The sequence below is a fragment of the Paracoccus sp. KR1-242 genome (assembly GCF_049446195.1).
Classification (GTDB): domain Bacteria; phylum Pseudomonadota; class Alphaproteobacteria; order Rhodobacterales; family Rhodobacteraceae; genus Paracoccus; species Paracoccus broussonetiae.
In genome coordinates this window covers 245,121-266,061 of record NZ_JBMSED010000004.1, presented here as the reverse complement: position 1 = coordinate 266,061, position 20,941 = coordinate 245,121, and the positions used below count along the sequence as shown (strand labels likewise).

Below are 20,941 nucleotides of genomic sequence, written 5' to 3'. Positions count from 1 at the left end.
CATGCTCCTGCTTATCGGATCATTCCTTCTTCTGATGATCATCGGCGTGCCGGTCGCGATCGCGATGGCGGTGGCGTCGCTGGCCTATATCGGGGTCTACAACGTCGCCCCCGACATCATCGCCGCGCAGCGCATGATCGCAGGCGTCGAAAGCTTTCCGCTGATCGCCGTCCCCTTCTTCATCCTTGCGGGCAACCTGATGAACATCGCGGGCGTCACCGGCCGCATCTATCACTTCGCCCTGTCGCTGGTCGGATGGATGAAGGGCGGGCTTGCGCAGGTGAACATCATCGGCTCGGTCGTGTTCTCGGGCATGTCGGGCACCGCGCTGGCCGACGCCGCCGGGATCGGCACCATCGAGATCAAGGCGATGAAGGACCACGGCTATCCGGTCGAGGCCGCGGTCGGCGTCACCGCCGCCTCGGCGACGCTGGGGCCGATCTTTCCGCCGTCGTTGCCCTTCGTCATCTACGGGATGATGGCAAACGCCTCGATCGGCGCGCTTTTCATGGCCGGCATCCTTCCCGGGATCGTCATGACCTTGCTGATGATGCTGACGGTCTATGTCTTTGCCCGCCGCAAGGGCTGGGGCTCGGACACGCCGTTCCAGCTGAAACAGCTTCTGGGCGCATCGCTTGAGGTCCTGATCGTCCTCAGCTTCCCGCTGGTCGTCTATCTGATGGTCATGGCGGGGCTTTCGGTCAACATCGCCGTGCTGATCGGGCTGACCGCGCTGATCGCGCTCGACTGGTATTTCGACTGGCACGCGGTGATGGCGCTGATGGCGCCGGTGCTGCTGATCGGCGGCATGACCATGGGTTGGTTCACGCCGACCGAGGCCGCCGTCGCCGCCGTGATCTGGTCGCTGTTCCTGGGCCTTGTGCGCTATCGCACCATGACCTTCCGCAGCCTCGCCAAGGCCAGCTTCGACACGATCGAGACGACGGCCTCGGTCCTGTTCATCGTCACCGCGGCCTCGATCTTTGCGTGGCTGCTGACGGTTTCGCAGGCCGCGACCGTCTTTGCCGACTTCATGTTCGCGCTGACGGACAACTGGTGGACGTTCCTGATCATCGTCAACATCCTGTTGCTGATCGTGGGCGCATTCCTTGACACCATTGCCGCGATCTCGATCCTGGTCCCGATCCTGATGCCGGTCGCCGCGCGCTATGGCATCGACCCGGTGCATCTGGGGCTGATCGTGACGCTGAACCTGATGATCGGGCTGCTGACGCCACCGGTCGGGATGGTGCTGTTCGTGCTGTCGCGAATATCGAAGATGTCGGTCGAGCGGACGGCGCTGGCCATCCTGCCCTGGATGATCCCGCTGTTCGTGGCCTTGCTGCTGATCACCTTCATCCCGCAACTGACGTTGTGGCTGCCGACGCAGCTGGGCCTGATCCGCTGAACCATGCCCGCGTGGCCGCTGGGTCGCGCGGGCATCGCTTGAACTGGCACCCATGCGGACCCTGGCCGGTGTCGCATGGGTATTTATGAAACGGTGAAAGGCTGAACGATGCGCACAAGGGTTGCACGCCTTTACGGTGCCCATGACCTAAGGGTCGAGGAGCAGGAGGTTGGCCGCCCCGGCCCCGGCGAGGTTCTTCTTGCCATGGCGGCGGGCGGAATCTGCGGATCGGACCTGCATTATTATCACGACGGCGGCTTCGGCCCGGTCCGCGTGCGCGAGCCGATCATCTCGGGGCACGAAGCTTCGGGGCGGGTGCTGGAGGCGGGCGAAGGGGTCGATCTGGCGCCCGGCACGCTGGTTGCGGTCAGCCCGTCCCAGCCCTGCGGCACCTGCGAATATTGTCTCCGGGACATGCCGGTCCATTGCCTGTACATGCATTTCATCGGCAGCGCCATGCGGCTGCCCCATGAGCAGGGCATGTTCCGCGACCTGTTCACCGTCCCCGCGCGGCAGGTCCATGCCTTTCCCGAAGGCATCACCGAGGGCGAGGCCGCCTGTTCCGAGCCGCTGGCCGTTTGCCTGCACGCGGTGGCGCAAGCGCGCGACCTGTTGGGCGATCTGTCCGGACTGCGGGTCATGGTCACGGGGGCCGGGCCGATCGGGCTGCTGGTCCTTGCGGCGCTGCGCCATGCCTGCGCGGGCGAGGTCATCGTCACCGACCTGACCGATGCCGCGCTGGACCGCGCCCGGGCGATGGGGGCGGCGATGACGATCAATGTCGCGACCGACGCGGGGGCGCTGGAGCCGCTGCAGAAGGACAAGGGCCAGATCGACCTGATCTTCGACTGCTCGGCCGCCGGTCCCGCCCTGCGCACCGCCTTCGCCGCCATTCGTCCGCGCGGCACCGTGATCCAGGTGGGTGTCACCGGTGACATGACCATTCCGCTGAACGCGCTGGTCGGCAAGGAGATCACCTGGCGCGGCTCGCAGCGCTTCCATGCCGAATTCGCCGAGGCCGTCCGCCTGATCGGTAGCCGTGCCATCGACCTGCGCCCGATCATCAGCCACAGCCTGCCGCTGGAACGCGCGCGCGAGGCGTTCGAGCTGGCTTCGGACCGCAGCATTGCCTGCAAGGTGCAACTGACCTTTGCCCATCAGGAGCAAGTGAAATGAAATACACGTGGCGCTGGTTCGGTCCCGTCGACAAGGTAAGCGTCCGCGACGCCTTGCAGGCGGGCGCGCATGGCATCGTCAGCGCGCTGCATCACGTCCCGACCGGCGAGGCATGGACCGTCGATGGCATCCGCCAGCGACAGGAGGAGGTGCGCGCGGGCGGGCTGACATGGGACGTGGTCGAAAGCGTCCCGGTGTCCGAGGACATCAAGACCCAGACCGGCGACTGGCGCGCCCATGTCGCCAATTGGCAGGACAGCCTGCGCCGCCTGTCGCAATGCGGCATCCGCACGGTCTGCTACAATTTCATGCCGGTGCTGGACTGGACCCGCACCGACCTGCGCTGGGAGACGCATCAGCACGCCCGCGCCATGCGCTTCGACCTGCCGGATTTCGTGGCCTTCGACATTCATATCCTGAAGCGCCCCGGCGCCGTGGCCGACTATCCCGAGGCTATGGCTGACGAAGCCGCGCGCCGTTTTGCCGCCATGCCGGATGAGCGCGTCGCAGCGCTTGGCCGCAATATCGGGGCCGGGCTGCCCGGTTCGGCGGACGGCTATACGCTGGAGCAGCTTCTGGAAAAGCTGCGGACCTATCAGGGGATCGATGCGACCCGGCTGCGCGCCAATCTGGTCGATTTCCTGTCGCAGGTGGTGCCCGTGGCCGAAGAAGTCGGCATCAACATCTGTGCCCATCCCGACGATCCGCCATGGCCGCTTCTGGGCCTGCCGCGCATCCTGTCGACCCGCGACGACTATGCCCACATGCTTTCGCAGGTCGACGCCCGCGCGAACGGGGTGACGCTGTGCTCGGGCTCGCTGGGCGCACGTCCTGACAACGACCTGCCGCAGATCGCCCGCGAGTTCGCCGACCGCATCCATTTCGTCCATCTGAGGAATGTTACGCGCGAGGCGGAGAGCATCCCCTGTTCGTTCTTCGAGGACGAGCATCTGGAAGGCGGCACCGACATGGTCGAGGTCATCGCCGCGCTGCTGGCCGAGGAGAAGCGCCGTCGGGACGAGGGCCGCGAGGATCACCAGATTCCGATCCGCCCCGATCACGGTCAGGAAATCCTCGACGACCTCAATCGCGGCGCGCAGCCCGGCTATCCCGCCATCGGCCGCCTCAAGGGGCTGGCGGAACTGCGTGGGATCGAGCGGGCGTTGTCGCATCCGCGTCTGGGGGCCTTTGCATGAGCCGGCTTTCCTCGCAATCCGTGCTGCCTGAAGCCGTTCACGTGCCGGAATTCGACCGCGCGACCCTGCTGCCGGGCATCGTCCATCTGGGCTTTGGCGCGTTTCATCGCGCGCATCAGGCGGTCTTTACCCAGCGCGCGCTGAATGCCGACCCCGACGCCTGGGGCATCGTCGCGGTCAACCTGCGCTCTGCCGGTCCGATCCGCGATCTTGAGGCGCAGGACGGGCTTTACACCATCATCACCCGTGGTCCCGATGGCGACAGTGCCGAGGTGATCGGCGTGACCGAGGATTGGCTCTGCGCCGCCGAGGACGGGGCCGAGGTGCTGGCGCGGCTGGCCGATCCGGCGATCCGCATCGTGACGCTGACGGTGACCGAAAAGGCCTACGGCGTCGATCCCGCCACCGGCGGGCTGGATCGGAACCATCCCTCGATCGCGGCCGACCTTGCCGACCCAAGCCATCCCGGCGGCGCGGTCGGATTGCTGGTCGAGGGGCTGCGGCTGAGGCGTGCGGCGGATGTCGCGCCTTTCACCGTGCTGTCCTGTGACAACCTGCCCTCGAACGGGCGGGTGTTGCGGCGTCTGGTCACCGAATATGCCGCGCTGACCGATCCCGGGCTTGCCGACTGGATCGCGGCCGAGGTCGCCTTTCCGTCAAGCATGGTCGACCGCATCGTTCCGGCCGCGACCGATGCCACCCGCGCCCGTGCGGCGGCTCTGCTGGGCGGGGTTAAGGACGTGCTTGCGATCGAAACCGAGCCTTTCATCCAATGGGTGATCGAGGACGAATTTCCGCAGGGTCGCCCGGCATGGGAGAAGGCGGGGGCGGTCATGGTGGCGGATGTCGAGCCCTATGAGAACATGAAGCTGCGGATGCTGAACGGCACCCATACGCTTGTCGCGCATCTGGGCATCCTGAGCGGGTTGGAGCATGTCCGCGACGTCATGGCGGTGCCCGCGCTGGTCGCGCAGGTCCGCGCGCATATGCTGGCGGCGCGGGCGACGCTGGACCCGGTGCCGGGGATAGACCTTGACCGCTATGCCGACGACCTGATCCTGCGCTTTGCCAATCCCGCCATCGCCCACCGCAATATCCAGATCGCGATGGATTCGACGCAGAAGCTGCCGCAGCGCATCTTCTCGCCCGCCACTGACGCGCTGGCGGCGGGGCAGGACATCACCCCCTTTGCCCGAGTCATGGGCGCGTGGATCGCGGCGATCATGAAGCGGCACGAGGCGGACGATCCGCGCCGCGCCGAACTGCTGGCGGCAGCCGAGGCCGGGGAAAATCCCGCGCGTGCCTTCCTCGACCTGCCCGGCCTGCTGCCGCAGGCGCTGGCGGAAAGCGCGGAATGGCACCGTGCTGTCACCGCAGCCGTGGCCGAATTTTCCCATCTGACCGAAAGGAGCGCGTCATGAAGGCGCTGATCTGCGAGGAACCGGGGCTACTCGCCCTGATCTCGCGCCCCGAACCCGTCCGGGGGCAGGGTGAAGTGCTGGTCCGCGTCCGCCATGTCGGCATCTGCGGCACCGATTTCCACATCTTCGGCGGCAAGCACCCGTTCCTGGAATATCCCCGCGTCATGGGCCACGAGCTTTCCGGCACGGTCGAGGAAGCCCCCGAGGGAAGCCACCTGAGCGCGGGCGATCCGGTCTATATCGTGCCCTATCTGTCCTGCGGCTCGTGCCAAGCCTGCCGTATCGGGCTGACCAATGCCTGCTGCAACATCAAGGTGCTGGGCGTTCATACCGATGGCGGCATGGCCGAGCTGATCTCGGTTCCGGCGCAGAACGTCATTCCGGCGGAGGGCATCCCGCTTGAGGATGCGGCGATGATCGAGTTCCTCGCCATTGGCGCGCATGGCGTGAAGCGCGGAAACATCACCGCCCGCGACCGGGTGCTTGTCACCGGATCGGGACCGATTGGCATGTCCGCGATCATCTTCGCCAAGGCACGCGGCGCACACGTCACCGTCATGGACACGCGCGAGGACCGGCTGGCCTTTGCCCAGAGCGGGCTTGGCGCCGACGCCGTGATCTTTGCCGACAAGGATGCCGAGGCCAATGCCGCCCGCCTGACCGGCGGCGACTGGTTCGACGTGGTGATCGACGCGACCGGGGCCGCGCCGCCCATCGAGCGCGGCTTCGGCTTCCTCGCCCATGGTGCGCGCTATGTGCTGCTGTCGGTGGTGCGTCAGGACATCACCTTTGCCGACCCGGAATTCCACAAGCGCGAGGCGACGCTGATCGCCAGCCGCAACGCCCAGCCCGACGATTTCGCCGAGGTCGTGGCCCAGATGCGGGCGGGCCGCGTGCCGACCCGCGCGCTGAACACACATCGGGGTTCCCTGTCGGACGGGGTGCACCTATTTCAGGACTGGTCGCGCCCCGAGGCGGGCGTGATCAAGGCCATTCTCGATCTTTGAAGGAACGGAACGAAGCCATGAGCGCGCCCAAGACTGTGCCAGCCATCATCCGCCTGCGGCCCGAGGACGATGTCATCATCGCCACGCAACCCATCCCGGCAGGCACGGTCCTGTCCGAGGAGGGGATCACCACGCTTGGCGACATCCCTCCGGGCCACAAGATCGCGACGCGTGACATTGCGGCGGGCGAGGCGGTGCGGCGCTACAACCAGATTATCGGCCTCGCCTCGGTCGCGATCCCGGCGGGCAGCCATATCCATGTCCATAACCTTGCCATGACCGATGTGCAGATGGACCATGCCATCGGCGCGGATGCCCGCAATGTCGCGATGGTGGCCGAGCCCGCGAGCTTCATGGGCTATCGCCGCCCCGACGGGCGCGTGGCGACGCGGAACTATATCGGCATCATCTCGTCGGTGAACTGTTCGGCCCGCGTTGTGCGTTCGATCGCGGATCATTTCCGCCGCGACATCCGCCCCGAGGCGCTGGCAGATTTCCCGAATGTCGACGGGGTCGTCGCGCTGACTCACGGCATCGGCTGCGCGGTGGATTCGAAAAGCGAATCCATGCGCATCGTGCGCCGGACCTTGGCGGGCTTTGCCACCCATCCCAATTTCGCCGCCGTCCTGTTCATCGGCCTTGGCTGCGAGACGAACCAGATATCCGAGATCATGGCGCAGGGTGGTCTGGCCGAGGGGGCCAAGCTGAAAGCCTTCACCATTCAGGATCAGGGCGGCACGACCAAGACGATCGAACACGGCGTGAACCAGATCAAGGCGATGCTGGCCGATGCGAATGCCATCGCGCGCCAGCCGATCCCGGTTTCCGAACTGGTCGTGGGGCTGCAATGCGGCGGGTCGGACGGCTATTCGGGGATCACGGCGAATCCGGCGCTGGGTCATGCGGTCGATATCCTTGTCAGCCATGGCGGCACCGCGATCCTCAGCGAGACGCCGGAAATCTACGGCGCCGAACACCTGCTGACCCGCCGCGCCGAGACGCAGGAGGTCGGCGAAAAGCTGATCGCCCGCATCGACTGGTGGAAGGAGCATACCTCCCGCAACGGGGCCGAGATGAACAACAACCCCTCGGCCGGGAACAAGGCGGGCGGGCTGACCACGATCCTTGAAAAGTCGCTGGGTGCGGTCGCCAAGGCCGGGACCACGAACCTGCGCGGCGTCTATGAATATGCCGAACCGGTTACGGAACATGGCATGGTCTTCATGGACAGCCCCGGCTATGACCCGGTGTCCGCGACGGGGCAGGTGGCCTCGGGCGCGAACCTGATCTGCTTCACCACCGGGCGCGGCTCGGCCTTTGGCTGCGTGCCCGCGCCCTCGCTGAAGTTCTCGACCAATACGGCGACCTGGAAGCGGCAGGAAGACGACATGGACCTGAACTGCGGCACCATCATCGAGGGCGAGGCCACCATCGAGGAACTGGGCGAGACCATCTTCCAGATGATGATCGACTGCGCCTCGGGCAAGAAGTCGAAAAGCGAGGAACTGGGCTACGGTCAGGACGAATTCGTGCCGTGGCAGATCGGCGTCGTCACCTGAACCGCCAGACGGTGGCCGCGGGGCAACAGCCGCGCGGCCCGATTTCCGGACCGTTGCAGGCCCGCGCCTTGGCCGCGAAATTGGGGCCGACCTTCACCCAACGAGAACCCCATGCTGCGCGTCGCTTTCCTTGCCCTGTCCCTTCTGTCCGCTGTCCCCGCCTTGGCCGAACAGGCCGGTGGCTCAGGCCTGCCTGCCCCCGAGAACCGCAAGGAATGGATTCGCGCCGTGCAAAGCCGCGTCGAGGCCAATGCGTCCGCCAGGTTCTGGGCGCAGGGGCAGCGCGACTCGTCGATGAAGGACAAGACTGCCAAGATCCAGTTCATCGTGCATCCCGATGGCGGCATCGCCGATGTTGAAATGATCGAGGCCAGCGCCGGGCTTTCGGAACAGGCCCGCAAGCGTCTGGTGGCGGCGATCGAGGATGTGCCGCGCCTGCCCACCTTTACCCCGGACATGCAGCAGGAGCCGATCACGATCTTGCTGCCGCTGAACCTCGACTGACGCGCTGGCCGAACTGCAAAGCCGCGACCCATTCGGATCGCGGCTTTCTGGTCGGGCAGCGGGGAGGAGCCGCCCGTTCGGGCCGCACCGGGATCAGTCGGCGCTGGCCTCGCCCAGGCGCAGGCCGGCAGGTGCGGGGCGCAGCGTCGTGACGGGATGGACGGCGTCCATGTCCTCGCCGGCAAGGGCACGGTCCAGTGCCTCGCGGTCCAGCGCGCCTTCCCAGCGGCTGACGACGATCGTCGCGACCGCGTTGCCGATGAAGTTGGTCAGCGAGCGGCATTCCGACATGAAGCGGTCGACGCCAAGGATCAGCGCCATGCCGGCGACCGGGACCGTCGGCACGACCGACAGCGTCGCCGCCAGCGTGATGAATCCCGCCCCGGTCACGCCCGCCGCCCCTTTCGAGGACAGCATCGCGACCGCCAGCAGCAGAAGCTGCTGCGACAGCGTCAGGTCGGCATTCGTCGCCTGTGCGATGAACAGGGCCGCCAGCGTCATGTAGATGTTGGTGCCGTCCAGGTTGAAGCTGTAGCCCGTGGGCACGACCAGCCCGACGACCGAACGCGAACACCCGGCCTTTTCCATCTTCTCCATCAGCGCGGGCAGCGCCGATTCCGAGGAAGAGGTGCCCAGCACCAGCAGCAGTTCGGTCTTGAGATAGGCGATCAGGCGGAAGATCGAGAAGCCATTGGCAAGTCCGACCGCGCCCAACACCACGATCACGAACAGGGCCGCGGTCAGGTAGAAGGTTCCGACCAGCGCCGCCAGGTTCACGACCGAGGCGATGCCGTACTTGCCGATGGTGAAGGCGAAGGCCCCGAAGGCGCCAACCGGCGCGGCCTTCATCAGGATGTCGACGACACGGAAGACCACCTGGCTCAGCGTCTCAAGGAGCGAGACGACGGGCTTCGCCTTTTCGCCGACCAGGATCATGCCGATCCCGAACAGGATCGCGATGAACAGGACCTGCAGGATGTTGCCGTCCACGAAGGCCGAGGCCATGGTCGACGGGATGATGTCCATGACGAAGCCGGTCAGCGTCGTTTCATGGGCCTTGGCGGCATAGGTGGTGACCTTGCTGGCATCCAGCGTCGCGGGGTCGATGTTCATGCCCGCGCCGGGATGGATCACGTTCGCGGTCACCAGACCCACGATCAGCGCCAGCGTCGAGAAGGTCAGGAAATAGGCGAACGACTTGCCCACCACGCGACCGACGCCCTTCAGCGAGCCCATGCCGGCAAGGCCGGTCACGATGGTCAGGAAGATGACCGGGGCGATGATCATCTTCACCAGCTTGATGAAGCCATCGCCCAGCGGCTTCAGCGCCTCGCCGGTTTCCGGATAGAAATGCCCGATCAGCGCGCCCGCGACGATGGCGAACAGGACCTGGACATAAAGATGACGATAGAAGGGTCGGGATGCGTGCGTGGTCGGCTGCGTCGACGTATCGAGTTGCATTTGGCCTCCTCCAACCTGCAATGATGTGACTGTGACGGACATGCTACAGTTCTGTTCAGCGCCGCCCAACTTCGCGGCGCATGGCAGCAATGCGCTGATTTCATGGGGTTTTGGCGGGATGGCGTCGCCAATATCGTGTGGTTTTCCGCACAGTGGAAATGTGCTAGTGTGAAATTCCACACAAGCTTGGTCAGGTGGCCGGAATGGCGTCCGTCGGGAAAGCCCTTGATTCGAGAGCGCCGGGCGGCGTCGCCCGTTGGCTGTGGCTGCTGATTGCCCTGATGCTGGCGGGCGTCCTGGCGAGCGGTTTTCGCATCGGCCAGCACGACGCGCTGAACGATCTGCGCCTTGCGCAGGAGGTCGAGCTGCGCACCCGTGTGCAGGCGCTGGAAGGCGTGCTGTCGCGCCAGCGCGCGGTCGCGACAGTGCTGGCCGATGACGCGCTGGTGCGGGACGCCCTGGCGGACCCCTTGCCGGGGAACCGCGCCGCGGTCTCGTTGAAGTTCGACCGGCTGCGCGACCAGACCAACAGCTCGGTCATCTACCTGCTGGACCATCGCGGGGTGGCCATCGCGGCCTCGAACTGGGACGAAGCGACCAGCTTTGTCGGGCAGGACTACAGTTTCCGCGATTACTTCAGCGATGCACTGCTGCGCGGAGAGGCGACGCAATTCGCGCAAGGCACGGTCAGCCACCGTCCCGGTCTGTATCTGTCCCATGACGTGGTCGGGCTGGCGGGCGGGCACCCCGACACCGCGACCGAGCCGCTGGGGGTGGTCGTGGTCAAGGTCGAATTCGACGCGCTGGAACGGAACTGGGCGGGGAATGCCGCGCAGACCTTTGTCACCGACCCCTCGGGGCAGGTGATGCTGGCGGGCGATCCGGCGCTGCGCTTTCACCCGATGCCGATCAAAGGGGACGCGATCCGCACGACGCAGGCGGTGCCGGGGATCGACTGGACGATGACGATGGCCTCGTCCACGGGTCCAGCGCGCTATGCCGGGCTGCTGACGATGGGCGCGCTGGGTTTCGTCCTGACGCTGCTGGCCGTTCCCGTCGTGATCCTGATGCGCGCCCGCCGTCGCGCCGCGCGCGAGGCCGAGGCTGGACGCCGCTATCGTGTCGAGCTTGAACGCGCGGTCGAGGAACGCACACGCGCCCTGACCGGAGAGATGCGCGAACGCCGTGCCGCCGAAGAGCACGTGGCCCGGCTTCAGGACGAGATGGTGCAGGCCAACAAGCTGGCCGCGCTGGGCCAGATCACCGCGGGCGTGGCGCATGAGGTGAACCAGCCGCTGGCCACCATCCGCCTGCTGGCCGAGAACGGGGCGGCGATGCTGCCCGAGGGGCAGGCCCCCGAGGTCGCGGGAAACCTTGCCGGCATCCAGCGCATGGCCCTGCGGATCGGACGCATCACCGAGCAGTTGCGCGGCTTTGCCCGCAAGGCCAGCGGCACCGTCGGTCCCGTCTCGCTGCGCGAGGCGCTGGAGGTCGCGGTGCTGATGACCGGCGCATCACATGCGGGGCGCGGCATCCCGGTGGACATGCCCGCCGTCGATCCCGGCCTGCTGGTCATGGCCGAGACGGTCCGGCTGGAGCAAATTCTGGTCAATCTGCTTCAGAACGCGCAAGAGGCATTGGCTGGCACGCAGGATCCCCGCATCCGGATCGGGGTCGAGGCGGCCGAAACCGTCCGTGTCACGGTCCGCGACAACGGTCCGGGCCTGACGCCCGAAACCGCGGCCCGCCTGTTCACGCCCTTTGCGACCAGCAAGCCGAACGGTCTGGGGCTGGGGCTGGTCATCTCGCAAGAGATCGCGCGGGATTTCGGCGGCGACCTGCGTGCGCTCCCCCTCGAACCGGGGCAGGGAGCCTGCTTCATTCTTGAACTTCAGGGGGCCATATGACCCAGACGATCCGGACGGTCCGGCTGGTCGACGACGACCCGGACCTGCTGATGGCGCTGTCCCAGTCGCTGAAGCTGGCTGGCTTCTCGGTCGAGCCGTTCGGCTCGGGGGCCGAGGCGCTTATCGGGCTGGGACCGGATTACCCCGGGATCGTGCTCAGCGATGTCAGGATGCCGGGCATGGACGGGATGGACCTGTTCGGGCGGCTGAACGCGCTGGACCCCGACCTGCCGGTGATCCTGCTGACCGGCCATGCCGACGTGCCGATGGCGGTCGCCGCGCTGAAGCGCGGGGCCTATGACTTCCTGTCGAAGCCGGTGGGTACGGACCAGCTGGCCGCGGCGCTGAACCGCGCCTGCCAATCCCGTGCGCTGGTGATCGAGAACCGTGCGCTGCGCCGCCAGCAACAGGAGGCGTTGGCCCAGGATACCCGGCTGATCGGCCACAGCGCGATCATGCAGAACCTGCGTGACAGCATCGAGAGGCTGGCGGCGGCGGGCGGCGACCTGCTGCTGGTCGGTCCCGGCGGCTCGGGCAAGGAAAGCGTTGCGCATGCCCTGCACCGGCAGGGGCCCCGCCGCGCCCGCGCCTTCGTGCATGTCGCCTGCGCCGCGCTGGACGAAACCCGGTTCGAGGCCGAGTTTCTGGGCCTCGACCCCTCGGGTCGGCAGGCGCGCAGCGCCGGGCGGCTGGAAAAGGCGCATCGCGGCACGCTTTACTTGGACGAGATCGACCTGCTGTCGCCCGGTCTTCAGGCGCGCCTGATGGGGCTGATCGAGGCGGGGGAGTTCTGGCCCGCGGGTGCGGCCGCGCCCCGGCCGCTGGACCTGTGCATCATCGCCTCGACCCGCCGCGATCTTCAGCCGCTGGTGCGCGAGGGGTGGTTCCGGGGCGATCTTTACTATCGCCTTGCAGGGGTGGTGCTGACCCTGCCGCCGCTGCGCGACCGGCGCGAGGATATCCCCGAACTCTTCCGCCATTTCCTGCTGGAGGCCTGCACGCGGCTGGACATCGCGCCGCCGGTCATTCCCGCAGCCGTCTCTGCCCGGCTGGCCGCACATGACTGGCCCGGCAACCTGCGCGAATTGCGCCGCTTTGCCGAAGCTCACGCGCTGGGGATGACCGTGCTTGACCGGGTGGCCGAGCCTGCGCCGGAGGACGGGGGGCGGGGCCTGTCCGAAATGGTGGCCGAATATGAGGCCGACCTGATCCGCGAAGCCCTGCGGCTTGAGCAGGGCAATGCCAGCCGGGCGCTGGCCCGGCTGCGGCTGCCGCGCAAGACCTTTTACGACAAGCTGACGCGCCACGGCATCCGGCCCGCCGATTTCCGCGCCGGTGCCCCGGCCGAGGACTAGGCGGCGGCCTTTCGCCTTTGCCCCATGCGGATGGCTTGGCCCGGGGCGTCCGACGCGGTATGACACCCCCTGATCCAAGGGGAGCCGAGCGAATGGACGCGACCGACCGTATTGCGCGCAGGATTGCCAGTGAAATCAATGCCTCGGCCCAGCAGGTCACGGCAGCGGCGGGGCTGCTTGACGGCGGCGCGACCGTGCCCTTCGTCGCGCGCTATCGCAAGGAAGTGACGGGCGGGCTGGACGACACGCAATTGCGCACCCTGTCCGAGCGCCTGGCCTACTTGCGCGAGCTTGAGGCGCGCCGGAAGGCGATCCTGGAATCGATCGAGGCGCAGGGCAAGATGACGCCCGATCTGGCCCGTGCCGTTTCCGGGGCGGAAACCAAGGCCACGCTTGAGGATATCTATCTGCCCTTCAAGCCCAAGCGCCGCACCAAGGCGATGATTGCCCGCGAAAACGGACTGGAGCCGCTGCTGCGTGCGATCCAGGACAATCGCGGCGCCAACCCCGAGGCGCTGGCGGCCGGCTATCTGACCGAGAACGTGGCCGACCTGAAAGCCGCGCTGGACGGTGCGCGCGACATTCTTGTCGAGGAACTGTCCGAGAATGCCGATCTGCTGGGCCGCCTGCGCCAGTTCATGCAGGCCGATGGCCGGATCAGCGCCCGCGTCGTCGCGGGCAAGGAACAGGACGGCGCGAAGTTCAGCGATTATTTCGATCATGCGGAAAAGTGGTCCGCGATCCCCGGCCACCGCGCGCTTGCGATCCTGCGCGCCGCCAAGGAAGAAGTCCTGACCATCGAGATCGCGCCCGAGGACGAGACCGGCACCGCGCGCGCCGAAGGCATCGTTGCCGCCGCCCTTGGCCGGTTGGGCGACGGGCCGGGCGACCAGTGGCTTCGCAAGGTCGCGGGCTGGACCTGGCGGGTCAGACTGTCGAATACGATGTATGTCGACCTGCTGACGGAATTGCGCACCCGTGCCCATGCCGAGGCCATCCGTGTGTTTGCCCGCAACCTCAAGGACTTGCTGCTGGCCTCGCCCGCGGGGCCGCGTCCCACCATCGGGCTGGATCCGGGCATCCGCACCGGGGTGAAGCTTGCCGCGGTCGATGCGACCGGGAAAGTCGTGGAAACCGCGACGCTTTACCCTTTCCAGCCCAAGAACGACCTGCGCGGGGCCGAAGCCGCGCTGGCCGCCGCCATCGTGCGGCACAAGATCGAACTGATCGCCATCGGCAACGGAACTGCCAGCCGCGAAACCGAACGCATGGTGGTCGACGTGCTGAAGCGCCTTCCCGCGGGGGTGAAGGCCCCGGTCAAGGTCATCGTCAGCGAGGCGGGGGCCTCGGTCTATTCGGCGTCGGAACTGGCGGCGAAGGAATTCCCCGACCTTGACGTCTCGCTGCGGGGCGCCGTCTCGATCGCGCGGCGGTTGCAGGATCCGCTGGCCGAACTGGTCAAGGTGCCGCCGGAATCGATCGGCGTCGGCCAGTATCAGCACGACGTGGACCAGCGCCAATTGACGAAAACGTTGGAGGCCGTGGTCGAGGACGCGGTGAACGCCGTCGGCGTCGACCTGAACACGGCGTCCGCTCCCCTGCTGGCGCATGTCGCCGGGCTGGGTCCGTCGCTGGCCCAGAACATCGTCGCCCACCGCGATGCCGAGGGGGCCTTTGCCTCGCGCGCGGCGCTGAAGAAGGTGACGGGCCTTGGTCCCCGCGCGTTCGAACAATGCGCGGGCTTCCTGCGCATCCGCGACGGGAAGGAGCCGCTTGACGCCTCGTCGGTCCACCCCGAGGCTTACGGTGTCGCGCGCCGGATCGTCGCCGCCTGCGGACGTGACATTCGCCAGATCATGGGTGACGGGACCGCGCTGAAGGGCGTCCGGGCGGAACAGTTCGTCGATGACAGCTTTGGCCTTCCCACCATCCGCGACATCCTGTCCGAGCTGGAAAAGCCCGGCCGCGACCCACGTCCCAGCTTTGTCACAGCAAGCTTTGCCGAGGGGGTCGAGGACATCAAGGACCTGACGCCCGGCATGGTTCTGGAAGGCACCGTGACCAACGTCGCGGCCTTCGGCGCTTTCGTCGATATCGGCGTGCATCAGGACGGGCTTGTCCATATCAGCCAGTTGGCCGACCGTTTCGTGAAGGACCCGAACGAGGTGGTGAAGGTCGGCGACGTGGTGAAGGTCCGCGTGACCGAGGTGGACGTGCCCCGCAAGCGCATCGGCCTGACCATGCGCAAGGATGGCGGAGCCAGCGCCCGCGACGCCCAGGCGGAACGCGGCCCGAAATCGCCGCAACAGCCCGTACGCGGCCCGAAATCGGCCCGCCCCGCCGCGCCCGAAACGCCGGGCGCATTGGGGGCGGCCCTGATGAATGCGCTGCGGAAACCCTAAAGCGTCAGCAGCGCGGCGCGGAAGTCGGGGTCCGAAAGCACCACCTCTTGCGCGCCAAGCGCGGCCGCCCGCGCCAGCGCGCGCGATGTCTGGACTTGTGCGAACTCGACCGCATCGGTCAGCGCGCGCCCGCACGCCAGCGCCGCGATAATCAGCCCCGCGAACAGGTCACCCGTGCCCGCCATTGCCACCGGCAGGCGCGGCACCGGATGGCGGCTGATCCCCGACGGTCCCAGGATGACGCTTTCCAGCATCCCACCGGCGGTCTCGGTCAGGTGGCAACCGGTGGCGATCAGATGCGCGCCCGCTGCCATCCCCAGCGCCGCTGCTGCGCGGGGCAGATCGGCAAGTGCGGTGATCGGCTGCCCGGTCAGATAGGCGATCTCGAACGGGTTGGGCGAAGCGATGTCGGCCAGGGGCAGCAACTCGTCACGCAGGATGGTGGCGATCGTTTCGGGCACATACAGGCCCGGCGCATCATCCCCCATCACCGGATCGCAAAAATAGATCAGATCCGGGTTTTCCTGCTTGGCCCGCTGAACGAAGCCCGCAACCTGCCGTGCCACCTCGACCGACCCGATATAGCCGGTGACGACATGGGACGCGCGCGCTGGCAGACCGCGTTCCCAGACACCTTGCAGAAGATCGGCGAAGAAATCGGCGGGCATCGCCCGGCCGCGCAGGGTGGGATAATCCGGCGTATTCGAAAAGACGACGGTGGGAACCTGCGCGACCTCCAGCCCGGCGGCCTGCATCGGGAAGACGGCGGCCGAATTCCCGACATGGCCCATGACCACCTGGCTTTGGATCGAGATGACAAGAGGCGGTCTCATGCGCGACCCTCCAGGCTGCCGTTCAGGCGGGGGGTCCAATCCTCGACCCGGCCGCTTTCCAGACGGTTGCGCGCGTAAAGTCGCCATTTCTCGGCCAGCACCTCCAGCGCCGCGATGTTCTTCAACTCTTCGGCGTTCAAGCGGTCGACATAGAAGGCATGCCAGATGCGGTGCAGGGGCCAGTCGGGCGCCGCCCGGTCGACAAGGACAATGGTGTCGCCCGGCGCGACGGTTCCGGGTTCCAGAACGCGGTAATACCAGCCGGTGCGTCCGGTCTCCTGCACCCGGCGCGCCATGTTGGGGATGGCGAAGCGGTGGGTCAACTTCCAGCAGGGCTGCCGCCCCTGGCTGACCTGAACCAGTGCGCTGCCCATGCGGAAGATGTCGCCGACCGCGACGGACGCTTCGTTCAGGTCGAGGGTCGAGATGTTCTCGCCGAAGGCCCCCGGCACGTCCAGCAGCGGCAGAAGGCCCAGATCGGCCCGCCACGCTTCGTAATGGTCGCGCGGGTAATGATGCACCGCCTTTTCCGGGCCGCCATGCACCCGCAGGTCCGCCTGCTCATCGTCTTCGAATCCGGTCGGTCCCAGCAGGCACGGCCCGCTTACCGGGCGCTTGTCGATGGCGCTGGTCCTCTGGCCGCCAAGGGGCGCGACCCGCCCGGTCAGAAGGGTGATGCTGGTCATGACTGGCTCCGGATTCTGGCGGTAAAGACTAGCCGTTCCGCGACGGCCCACAAGCCGCGAAAGAAAGACGCTCGCCGTTCCGGGCGGGCGTCGGGGAATGCAGCCTCAGGCTCAGAAGTCCCAGTCTTCGTCCTCGGTCGCGACGGCCTTGCCGATCACATAGGACGAGCCCGAGCCGCTGAAGAAGTCGTGGTTCTCGCTGTCCGGCGACAGCGCCGCCATGATCGCGGGATTGACCTCGCAGGCGGCCGGCGGGAACAGGGCCTCATAGCCGAGGTTCTGCAGCGCCTTGTTCGCGTTGTAATGCAGGAAGGCCTTCACATCCTCGGTCAGCCCGATTCCGTCATAAAGCTCGGCGGTGTATTTCTGCTCGATGTCGTAAAGATCGAACATCAGCGAAAAGGCGAAATCCTTCAGCTCCTGCTGCTTTTCAGCCGAAAGCTTCTCGGCCGCGCGCTGGAACTTGTAGCCGATGTAATAGCCATGCACCGCCTCGTCACGAATGATCAGGCGGATCAGGTCGGCGGTATTGGTCAGCTTCGCGCGGCTCGACCAGTACATCGGCAGGTAGAAGCCGGAATAGAACAGGAAGCTTTCCAGGAACACGCTGGCGATCTTGCGCTTCAGCGGGTCCGATCCGGCCTTGTACTCCTCAAGGATCAGCCGCGCCTTGGCTTGCAGATGCGGGTTTTCCTCGGACCAGCGGAAGGCCTCGTCGACCTCCTTGGTCAGGCACAGCGTCGAGAAGATCGACGAATAGCTGCGCGCATGGACCGCCTCCATGAACGAGATGTTCGAGAGCACCGCCTCTTCATGCGGGGTCTGCGCATCGGGCATCATCGAGGGCGCGCCCACGGTGTTCTGCACGGTGTCCAGCAGCGTGAGCCCGGTAAAGACGCGGATCGTCAGTTCACGCTCGGCCGGGCGCAGCGTCGCCCAGCTTTGCACGTCGTTCGACAGCGGCACCTTCTCGGGCAGCCAGAAGTTCACGGTCAGGCGGTTCCAGACCTCAAGGTCTTTTTCATCCTCAAGACGGTTCCAGTTGATGGCGCGCAGCGGCGTCCGCGTGGCTACATGGTCTTTCATCGAAAGCCCCTTCATCGTTTTCCAAATACCCTACGGGGGTCCGGGGGTGTAAAACCCCCCGGCAGCGGCGCGGATCAGAGCGTGCAGGAGACGCAGCCCTGGACCTCGGTTCCTTCCAGCGCGGTCTGGCGCAACCGGATGTAATAGATCGTCTTGATGCCTTTCTTCCAGGCGTAGATCTGGGCGCGGTTTATGTCGCGCGTCGTGGCCTCGGCCGGGAAGAACAGCGTCAGGCTCAGGCCCTGGTCGACATGCTCGGTCGCCGCCGCATAGGTGTCGATGATCGCATCCGGCCCGATCTCATAGGCGTCGCGGTAATATTCGATGTTCTCGTTCGACATGAAGGCGGCGGGGTAATAGACGCGGCCGATCTTGCCTTCCTTGCGGATCTCGATCTTGGCGACGATCGGGTGGATCGAGCTGGTCGAGTTGTTGATATAGCTGATCGAACCGGTCGGCGGCACCGCCTGAAGGTTGCGGTTGTAAAGCCCGGTCGCCATCACTTCGGCTTTCAGCGCGGCCCAATCCTCGCGGGTGGGCAGGGTCATGCCTTCGAAGACGCGGGCGACATCGGGCATGGTCGGCAGCCAGTCACGTTCGGTATATTTGTCGAAGAAGCTGCCATCGGCGTATTTCGACTTCTCGAAATCCTTGAAGGTCGCGCCTTTCTCGCGCGCCAGCAGGTTCGACGCCCGGATCGCGTGATAGGCGACGGCGGCGAAATAGACCGAGGTGAACTCGACCCCCTCGGGCGAACCGTAATGGATGCGTTCGCGCGCCAGGAAGCCGTGCAGGTTCATCTGGCCAAGACCGACGGCATGGGCCTCATCGTTGCCGCGCCGGATCGAGGGCACCGAGTCGATCGAGGACATTTCCGACACCGCCGTCAGCGAGCGGATCGCGGCCTCGACGGTCGCGCCGAAGTCCGGGCCGTCCATGGTCGCGGCGATGTTCAGCGAGCCGAGGTTGCACGAGATGTCGGTCCCCATGCGGGAATAGCTCAGATCTTCGTTGAACTCGCTGGCCTCGTTCACCTGCAGGATCTCGCTGCACAGGTTCGACATGGTAATGCGGCCGTGGACCGGGTTCGCCTTGTTCACCGTGTCCTCGAACATGATGTAGGGATAGCCCGATTCGAACTGGATCTCGGCCAGCGTCTGGAAGAACGCTCGGGCGTTGATCTTTTTCTTCTTGATGCGCTTGTCGTCGACCATCTCGGCATATTTCTCGGTGACCGAGATTTCCGAGAAGGGGACGCCATAGACCTTTTCCACGTCATGCGGCGAGAACAGGTACATGTCCTCGTTCTTCTTCGCGAGTTCGAAGGTCACGTCGGGAATGACCACGCCCAAGGACAGCGTCTTGATGCGGATCTTTTCGTCCGCATTCTCGCGCTTGGTATCCAGAAAGCGCAGGATGTCGGGGTGATGCGCGTTCAGATAGACCGCGCCCGCGCCCTGTCGCGCGCCAAGCTGGTTGGCGTAGCTGAAGGAATCTTCCAGCAGCTTCATCACCGGAATGACGCCCGAGGACTGGTTCTCGATCCCCTTGATGGGGGCGCCGGCCTCGCGCAGGTTCGTCAGCATCAGGGCGACACCGCCGCCGCGCTTCGACAGTTGCAGCGCCGAGTTGATCGAGCGCCCGATCGATTCCATGTTGTCTTCAAGGCGCAGCAGGAAGCACGAGATCAGCTCGCCCCGCGACTTCTTGCCCGCGTTCAGGAAGGTCGGCGTCGCGGGCTGGAAGCGGCCGGACAGCATCTCCTCCATGAAGCGCATGGCCAGCGCCTCGTCGCCGCGCGCCAGCGCCAGCGAGACCATCACGACGCGGTCCTCGTAGCGCTCAAGATAGCGCTGACCGTCGCGGGTCTTCAGCGTATAGCTGGTGTAATACTTGAACGCGCCCAGGAAGGTGGGGAAGCGGAACTTGCGCTTGTAGGCGGCATCCCAGATCGCGCGCTGGAAGTTCTTGGAATACTGGTCCAGCACCTCGGGTTCGTAATAACCCTCTTCGACCAGGTAATCGAGCTTCTCGTCCAGCGAATGGAAGAAGACGGTGTTCTGGTTCACATGCTGCAGGAAATACTGATGCGCCGCCTTGCGGTCGGCGTCAAAGCGGATGCGACCCTCACTGTCGTAAAGGTTCAGCATCGCGTTCAGCGCGTGATAGTCCAGCTCGGCCTTTACGCCATCGTCAAGCATTCTGTCCCCCAGAATTTGTTGAGCCCCGCATCGACGCGGGCAATATCTTCGTCATTTCCCGCAAGCTCGAAACGATAGAGCACGGGCACCTTGCACTTGTCCGCGATCACCCGCCCTGCCAAGGCAAAGGTCGCGCCGAAATTCCGGTTTCCGGCGGCGATGACGCCGCGCAGCAGGGACCGGCGGCCCGCATCGTTCAGGAAGTGGATCACCTGCTTGGGCACTGCGCCCCGGCCTTCACCATCGGCATAGGTCGGGCAGATCAGCACGAAGGGCAGGTCGGGCGCGGGCATCGCGTCCTTGGGCGAGATCGGGATGCGGCCGGCTGGCAGGCCAAGCCGCGTCACGAAGCGCGCCGTGTTCCCCGAAGCCGAGGAGAAATAGACAAGCCCGCCCATCGGCCCGGATCAGGAAAGACGGCCGATCATGTCCGGGCGGAAGCCCGCCCAGTGCTCTTCGCCGGCGATCACGACCGGAGCCTGGCGATAGCCGAGCGAGGTGACCAGCTGCATGGCCGCGTCATCCTCGGTCAGGTCCACGATATCGTAGGCCAGCCCCCGCGCATCGAGCGCGCGCGTCGTCGCGGTGCATTGCACGCAGGCGGGCTTGGAATAGACAGTGATGCTCATTGCCTGTGGTCCTTTTCTCATACTCTTTTGTCTCGGTCCGCGCGCAGCGGCGACAGCCAGTCATCCCGCGTAAAATTCACGCAGGAACCTGCAAATCACCAACCACCTAC

Annotated in this window: 17 protein-coding genes; 10 read left to right on the top strand and 7 right to left on the bottom strand. The window is 66.0% G+C overall.

The features are described 5' to 3' along the window. The first annotated feature begins 1 nt into the window (after window position 1). The 7 genes from ACO2Q4_RS08460 to ACO2Q4_RS08430 all read left to right on the top strand — a co-directional run bounded on the left by ACO2Q4_RS08460 (window position 2) and on the right by ACO2Q4_RS08430 (window position 8,271). Entirely contained in the window at window positions 2-1,408 is a 1,407-nt protein-coding gene (locus ACO2Q4_RS08460; RefSeq protein WP_311758507.1) for a TRAP transporter large permease, read from the top strand. Window positions 1,409-1,516: 108 nt separating this feature from the next. After that, window positions 1,517-2,584: an L-idonate 5-dehydrogenase gene (locus ACO2Q4_RS08455; RefSeq protein ID WP_423318605.1), complete on the top strand. Its 1,068-nt coding sequence runs from the start codon at window positions 1,517-1,519 to the stop codon at window positions 2,582-2,584. Beyond that, window positions 2,581-3,780, top strand: coding sequence for a mannonate dehydratase (gene uxuA / locus ACO2Q4_RS08450; RefSeq protein WP_423318603.1), 1,200 nt, complete (start codon window positions 2,581-2,583; stop codon window positions 3,778-3,780). The genes ACO2Q4_RS08455 and uxuA overlap by 4 nt, the downstream gene beginning before the upstream one ends. Continuing rightward, window positions 3,777-5,201 (top strand): mannitol dehydrogenase family protein, encoded by a 1,425-nt coding sequence (locus ACO2Q4_RS08445; RefSeq protein WP_423318601.1) that lies wholly within the window; start codon window positions 3,777-3,779, stop codon window positions 5,199-5,201. Before uxuA ends, ACO2Q4_RS08445 begins: the two co-directional genes overlap by 4 nt. Further along, window positions 5,198-6,208: a zinc-binding alcohol dehydrogenase family protein gene (locus tag ACO2Q4_RS08440; RefSeq protein ID WP_423318600.1), complete on the top strand. Its 1,011-nt coding sequence runs from the start codon at window positions 5,198-5,200 to the stop codon at window positions 6,206-6,208. Before ACO2Q4_RS08445 ends, ACO2Q4_RS08440 begins: the two co-directional genes overlap by 4 nt. 17 nt (window positions 6,209-6,225) lie before the next feature. Continuing rightward, window positions 6,226-7,767 carry a UxaA family hydrolase gene (locus ACO2Q4_RS08435; protein WP_423318598.1) on the top strand — a complete coding sequence of 514 codons (1,542 nt, stop codon included), beginning with the start codon at window positions 6,226-6,228 and terminating at the stop codon, window positions 7,765-7,767. 111 nt (window positions 7,768-7,878) lie between these two features. Continuing rightward, window positions 7,879-8,271, top strand: coding sequence for a TonB C-terminal domain-containing protein (locus tag ACO2Q4_RS08430; RefSeq protein WP_423318596.1), 393 nt, complete (start codon window positions 7,879-7,881; stop codon window positions 8,269-8,271). 93 nt (window positions 8,272-8,364) lie between these two features. On the opposite strand, the gene ACO2Q4_RS08425 is transcribed toward ACO2Q4_RS08430, so the two are convergent. Continuing rightward, entirely contained in the window at window positions 8,365-9,732 is a 1,368-nt protein-coding gene (locus ACO2Q4_RS08425) for a dicarboxylate/amino acid:cation symporter (RefSeq protein WP_311758514.1), read from the bottom strand. 203 nt (window positions 9,733-9,935) lie between these two features. On the opposite strand from ACO2Q4_RS08425, the gene ACO2Q4_RS08420 reads away from it, so the two are divergent. From ACO2Q4_RS08420 to ACO2Q4_RS08410, 3 genes are all read left to right on the top strand, one after another. Next, window positions 9,936-11,639 (top strand): sensor histidine kinase, encoded by a 1,704-nt coding sequence (locus tag ACO2Q4_RS08420; RefSeq protein ID WP_423318593.1) that lies wholly within the window; start codon window positions 9,936-9,938, stop codon window positions 11,637-11,639. Then, window positions 11,636-12,994: a sigma-54-dependent transcriptional regulator gene (locus tag ACO2Q4_RS08415; protein WP_423318591.1), complete on the top strand. Its 1,359-nt coding sequence runs from the start codon at window positions 11,636-11,638 to the stop codon at window positions 12,992-12,994. The genes ACO2Q4_RS08420 and ACO2Q4_RS08415 overlap by 4 nt, the downstream gene beginning before the upstream one ends. A gap of 92 nt (window positions 12,995-13,086) precedes the next feature. Then, window positions 13,087-15,396, top strand: a complete 2,310-nt coding sequence (locus tag ACO2Q4_RS08410) for a Tex family protein (RefSeq protein WP_311758517.1) — start codon at window positions 13,087-13,089, stop codon at window positions 15,394-15,396. Here ACO2Q4_RS08410 and pdxY read toward each other — a convergent pair. The 6 genes from pdxY to nrdH all read right to left on the bottom strand — a co-directional run bounded on the left by pdxY (window position 15,393) and on the right by nrdH (window position 20,831). Beyond that, window positions 15,393-16,229: a pyridoxal kinase gene (gene pdxY / locus ACO2Q4_RS08405; protein ID WP_423318589.1), complete on the bottom strand. Its 837-nt coding sequence runs from the start codon at window positions 16,227-16,229 to the stop codon at window positions 15,393-15,395. The genes ACO2Q4_RS08410 and pdxY overlap by 4 nt on opposite strands. Beyond that, a complete protein-coding gene (locus tag ACO2Q4_RS08400) occupies window positions 16,226-16,915 on the bottom strand; it encodes an MOSC domain-containing protein (protein ID WP_423318587.1) in 690 nt (229 codons plus the stop codon). The genes pdxY and ACO2Q4_RS08400 overlap by 4 nt, the downstream gene beginning before the upstream one ends. A 111-nt stretch (window positions 16,916-17,026) precedes the next feature. Then, window positions 17,027-18,001 carry a class 1b ribonucleoside-diphosphate reductase subunit beta gene (gene nrdF, locus ACO2Q4_RS08395; RefSeq protein ID WP_311758520.1) on the bottom strand — a complete coding sequence of 325 codons (975 nt, stop codon included), beginning with the start codon at window positions 17,999-18,001 and terminating at the stop codon, window positions 17,027-17,029. A gap of 74 nt (window positions 18,002-18,075) precedes the next feature. Continuing rightward, complete coding sequence (gene nrdE / locus ACO2Q4_RS08390; protein ID WP_423318585.1) at window positions 18,076-20,202, bottom strand: class 1b ribonucleoside-diphosphate reductase subunit alpha; 2,127 nt, start codon at window positions 20,200-20,202, stop codon at window positions 18,076-18,078. Then, window positions 20,184-20,600, bottom strand: coding sequence for a class Ib ribonucleoside-diphosphate reductase assembly flavoprotein NrdI (nrdI, locus tag ACO2Q4_RS08385; RefSeq protein ID WP_311758522.1), 417 nt, complete (start codon window positions 20,598-20,600; stop codon window positions 20,184-20,186). The genes nrdE and nrdI overlap by 19 nt, the downstream gene beginning before the upstream one ends. Window positions 20,601-20,609: 9 nt before the next feature. After that, complete coding sequence (gene nrdH, locus ACO2Q4_RS08380; protein WP_311758523.1) at window positions 20,610-20,831, bottom strand: glutaredoxin-like protein NrdH; 222 nt, start codon at window positions 20,829-20,831, stop codon at window positions 20,610-20,612. Window positions 20,832-20,941: the final 110 nt, after the last annotated feature.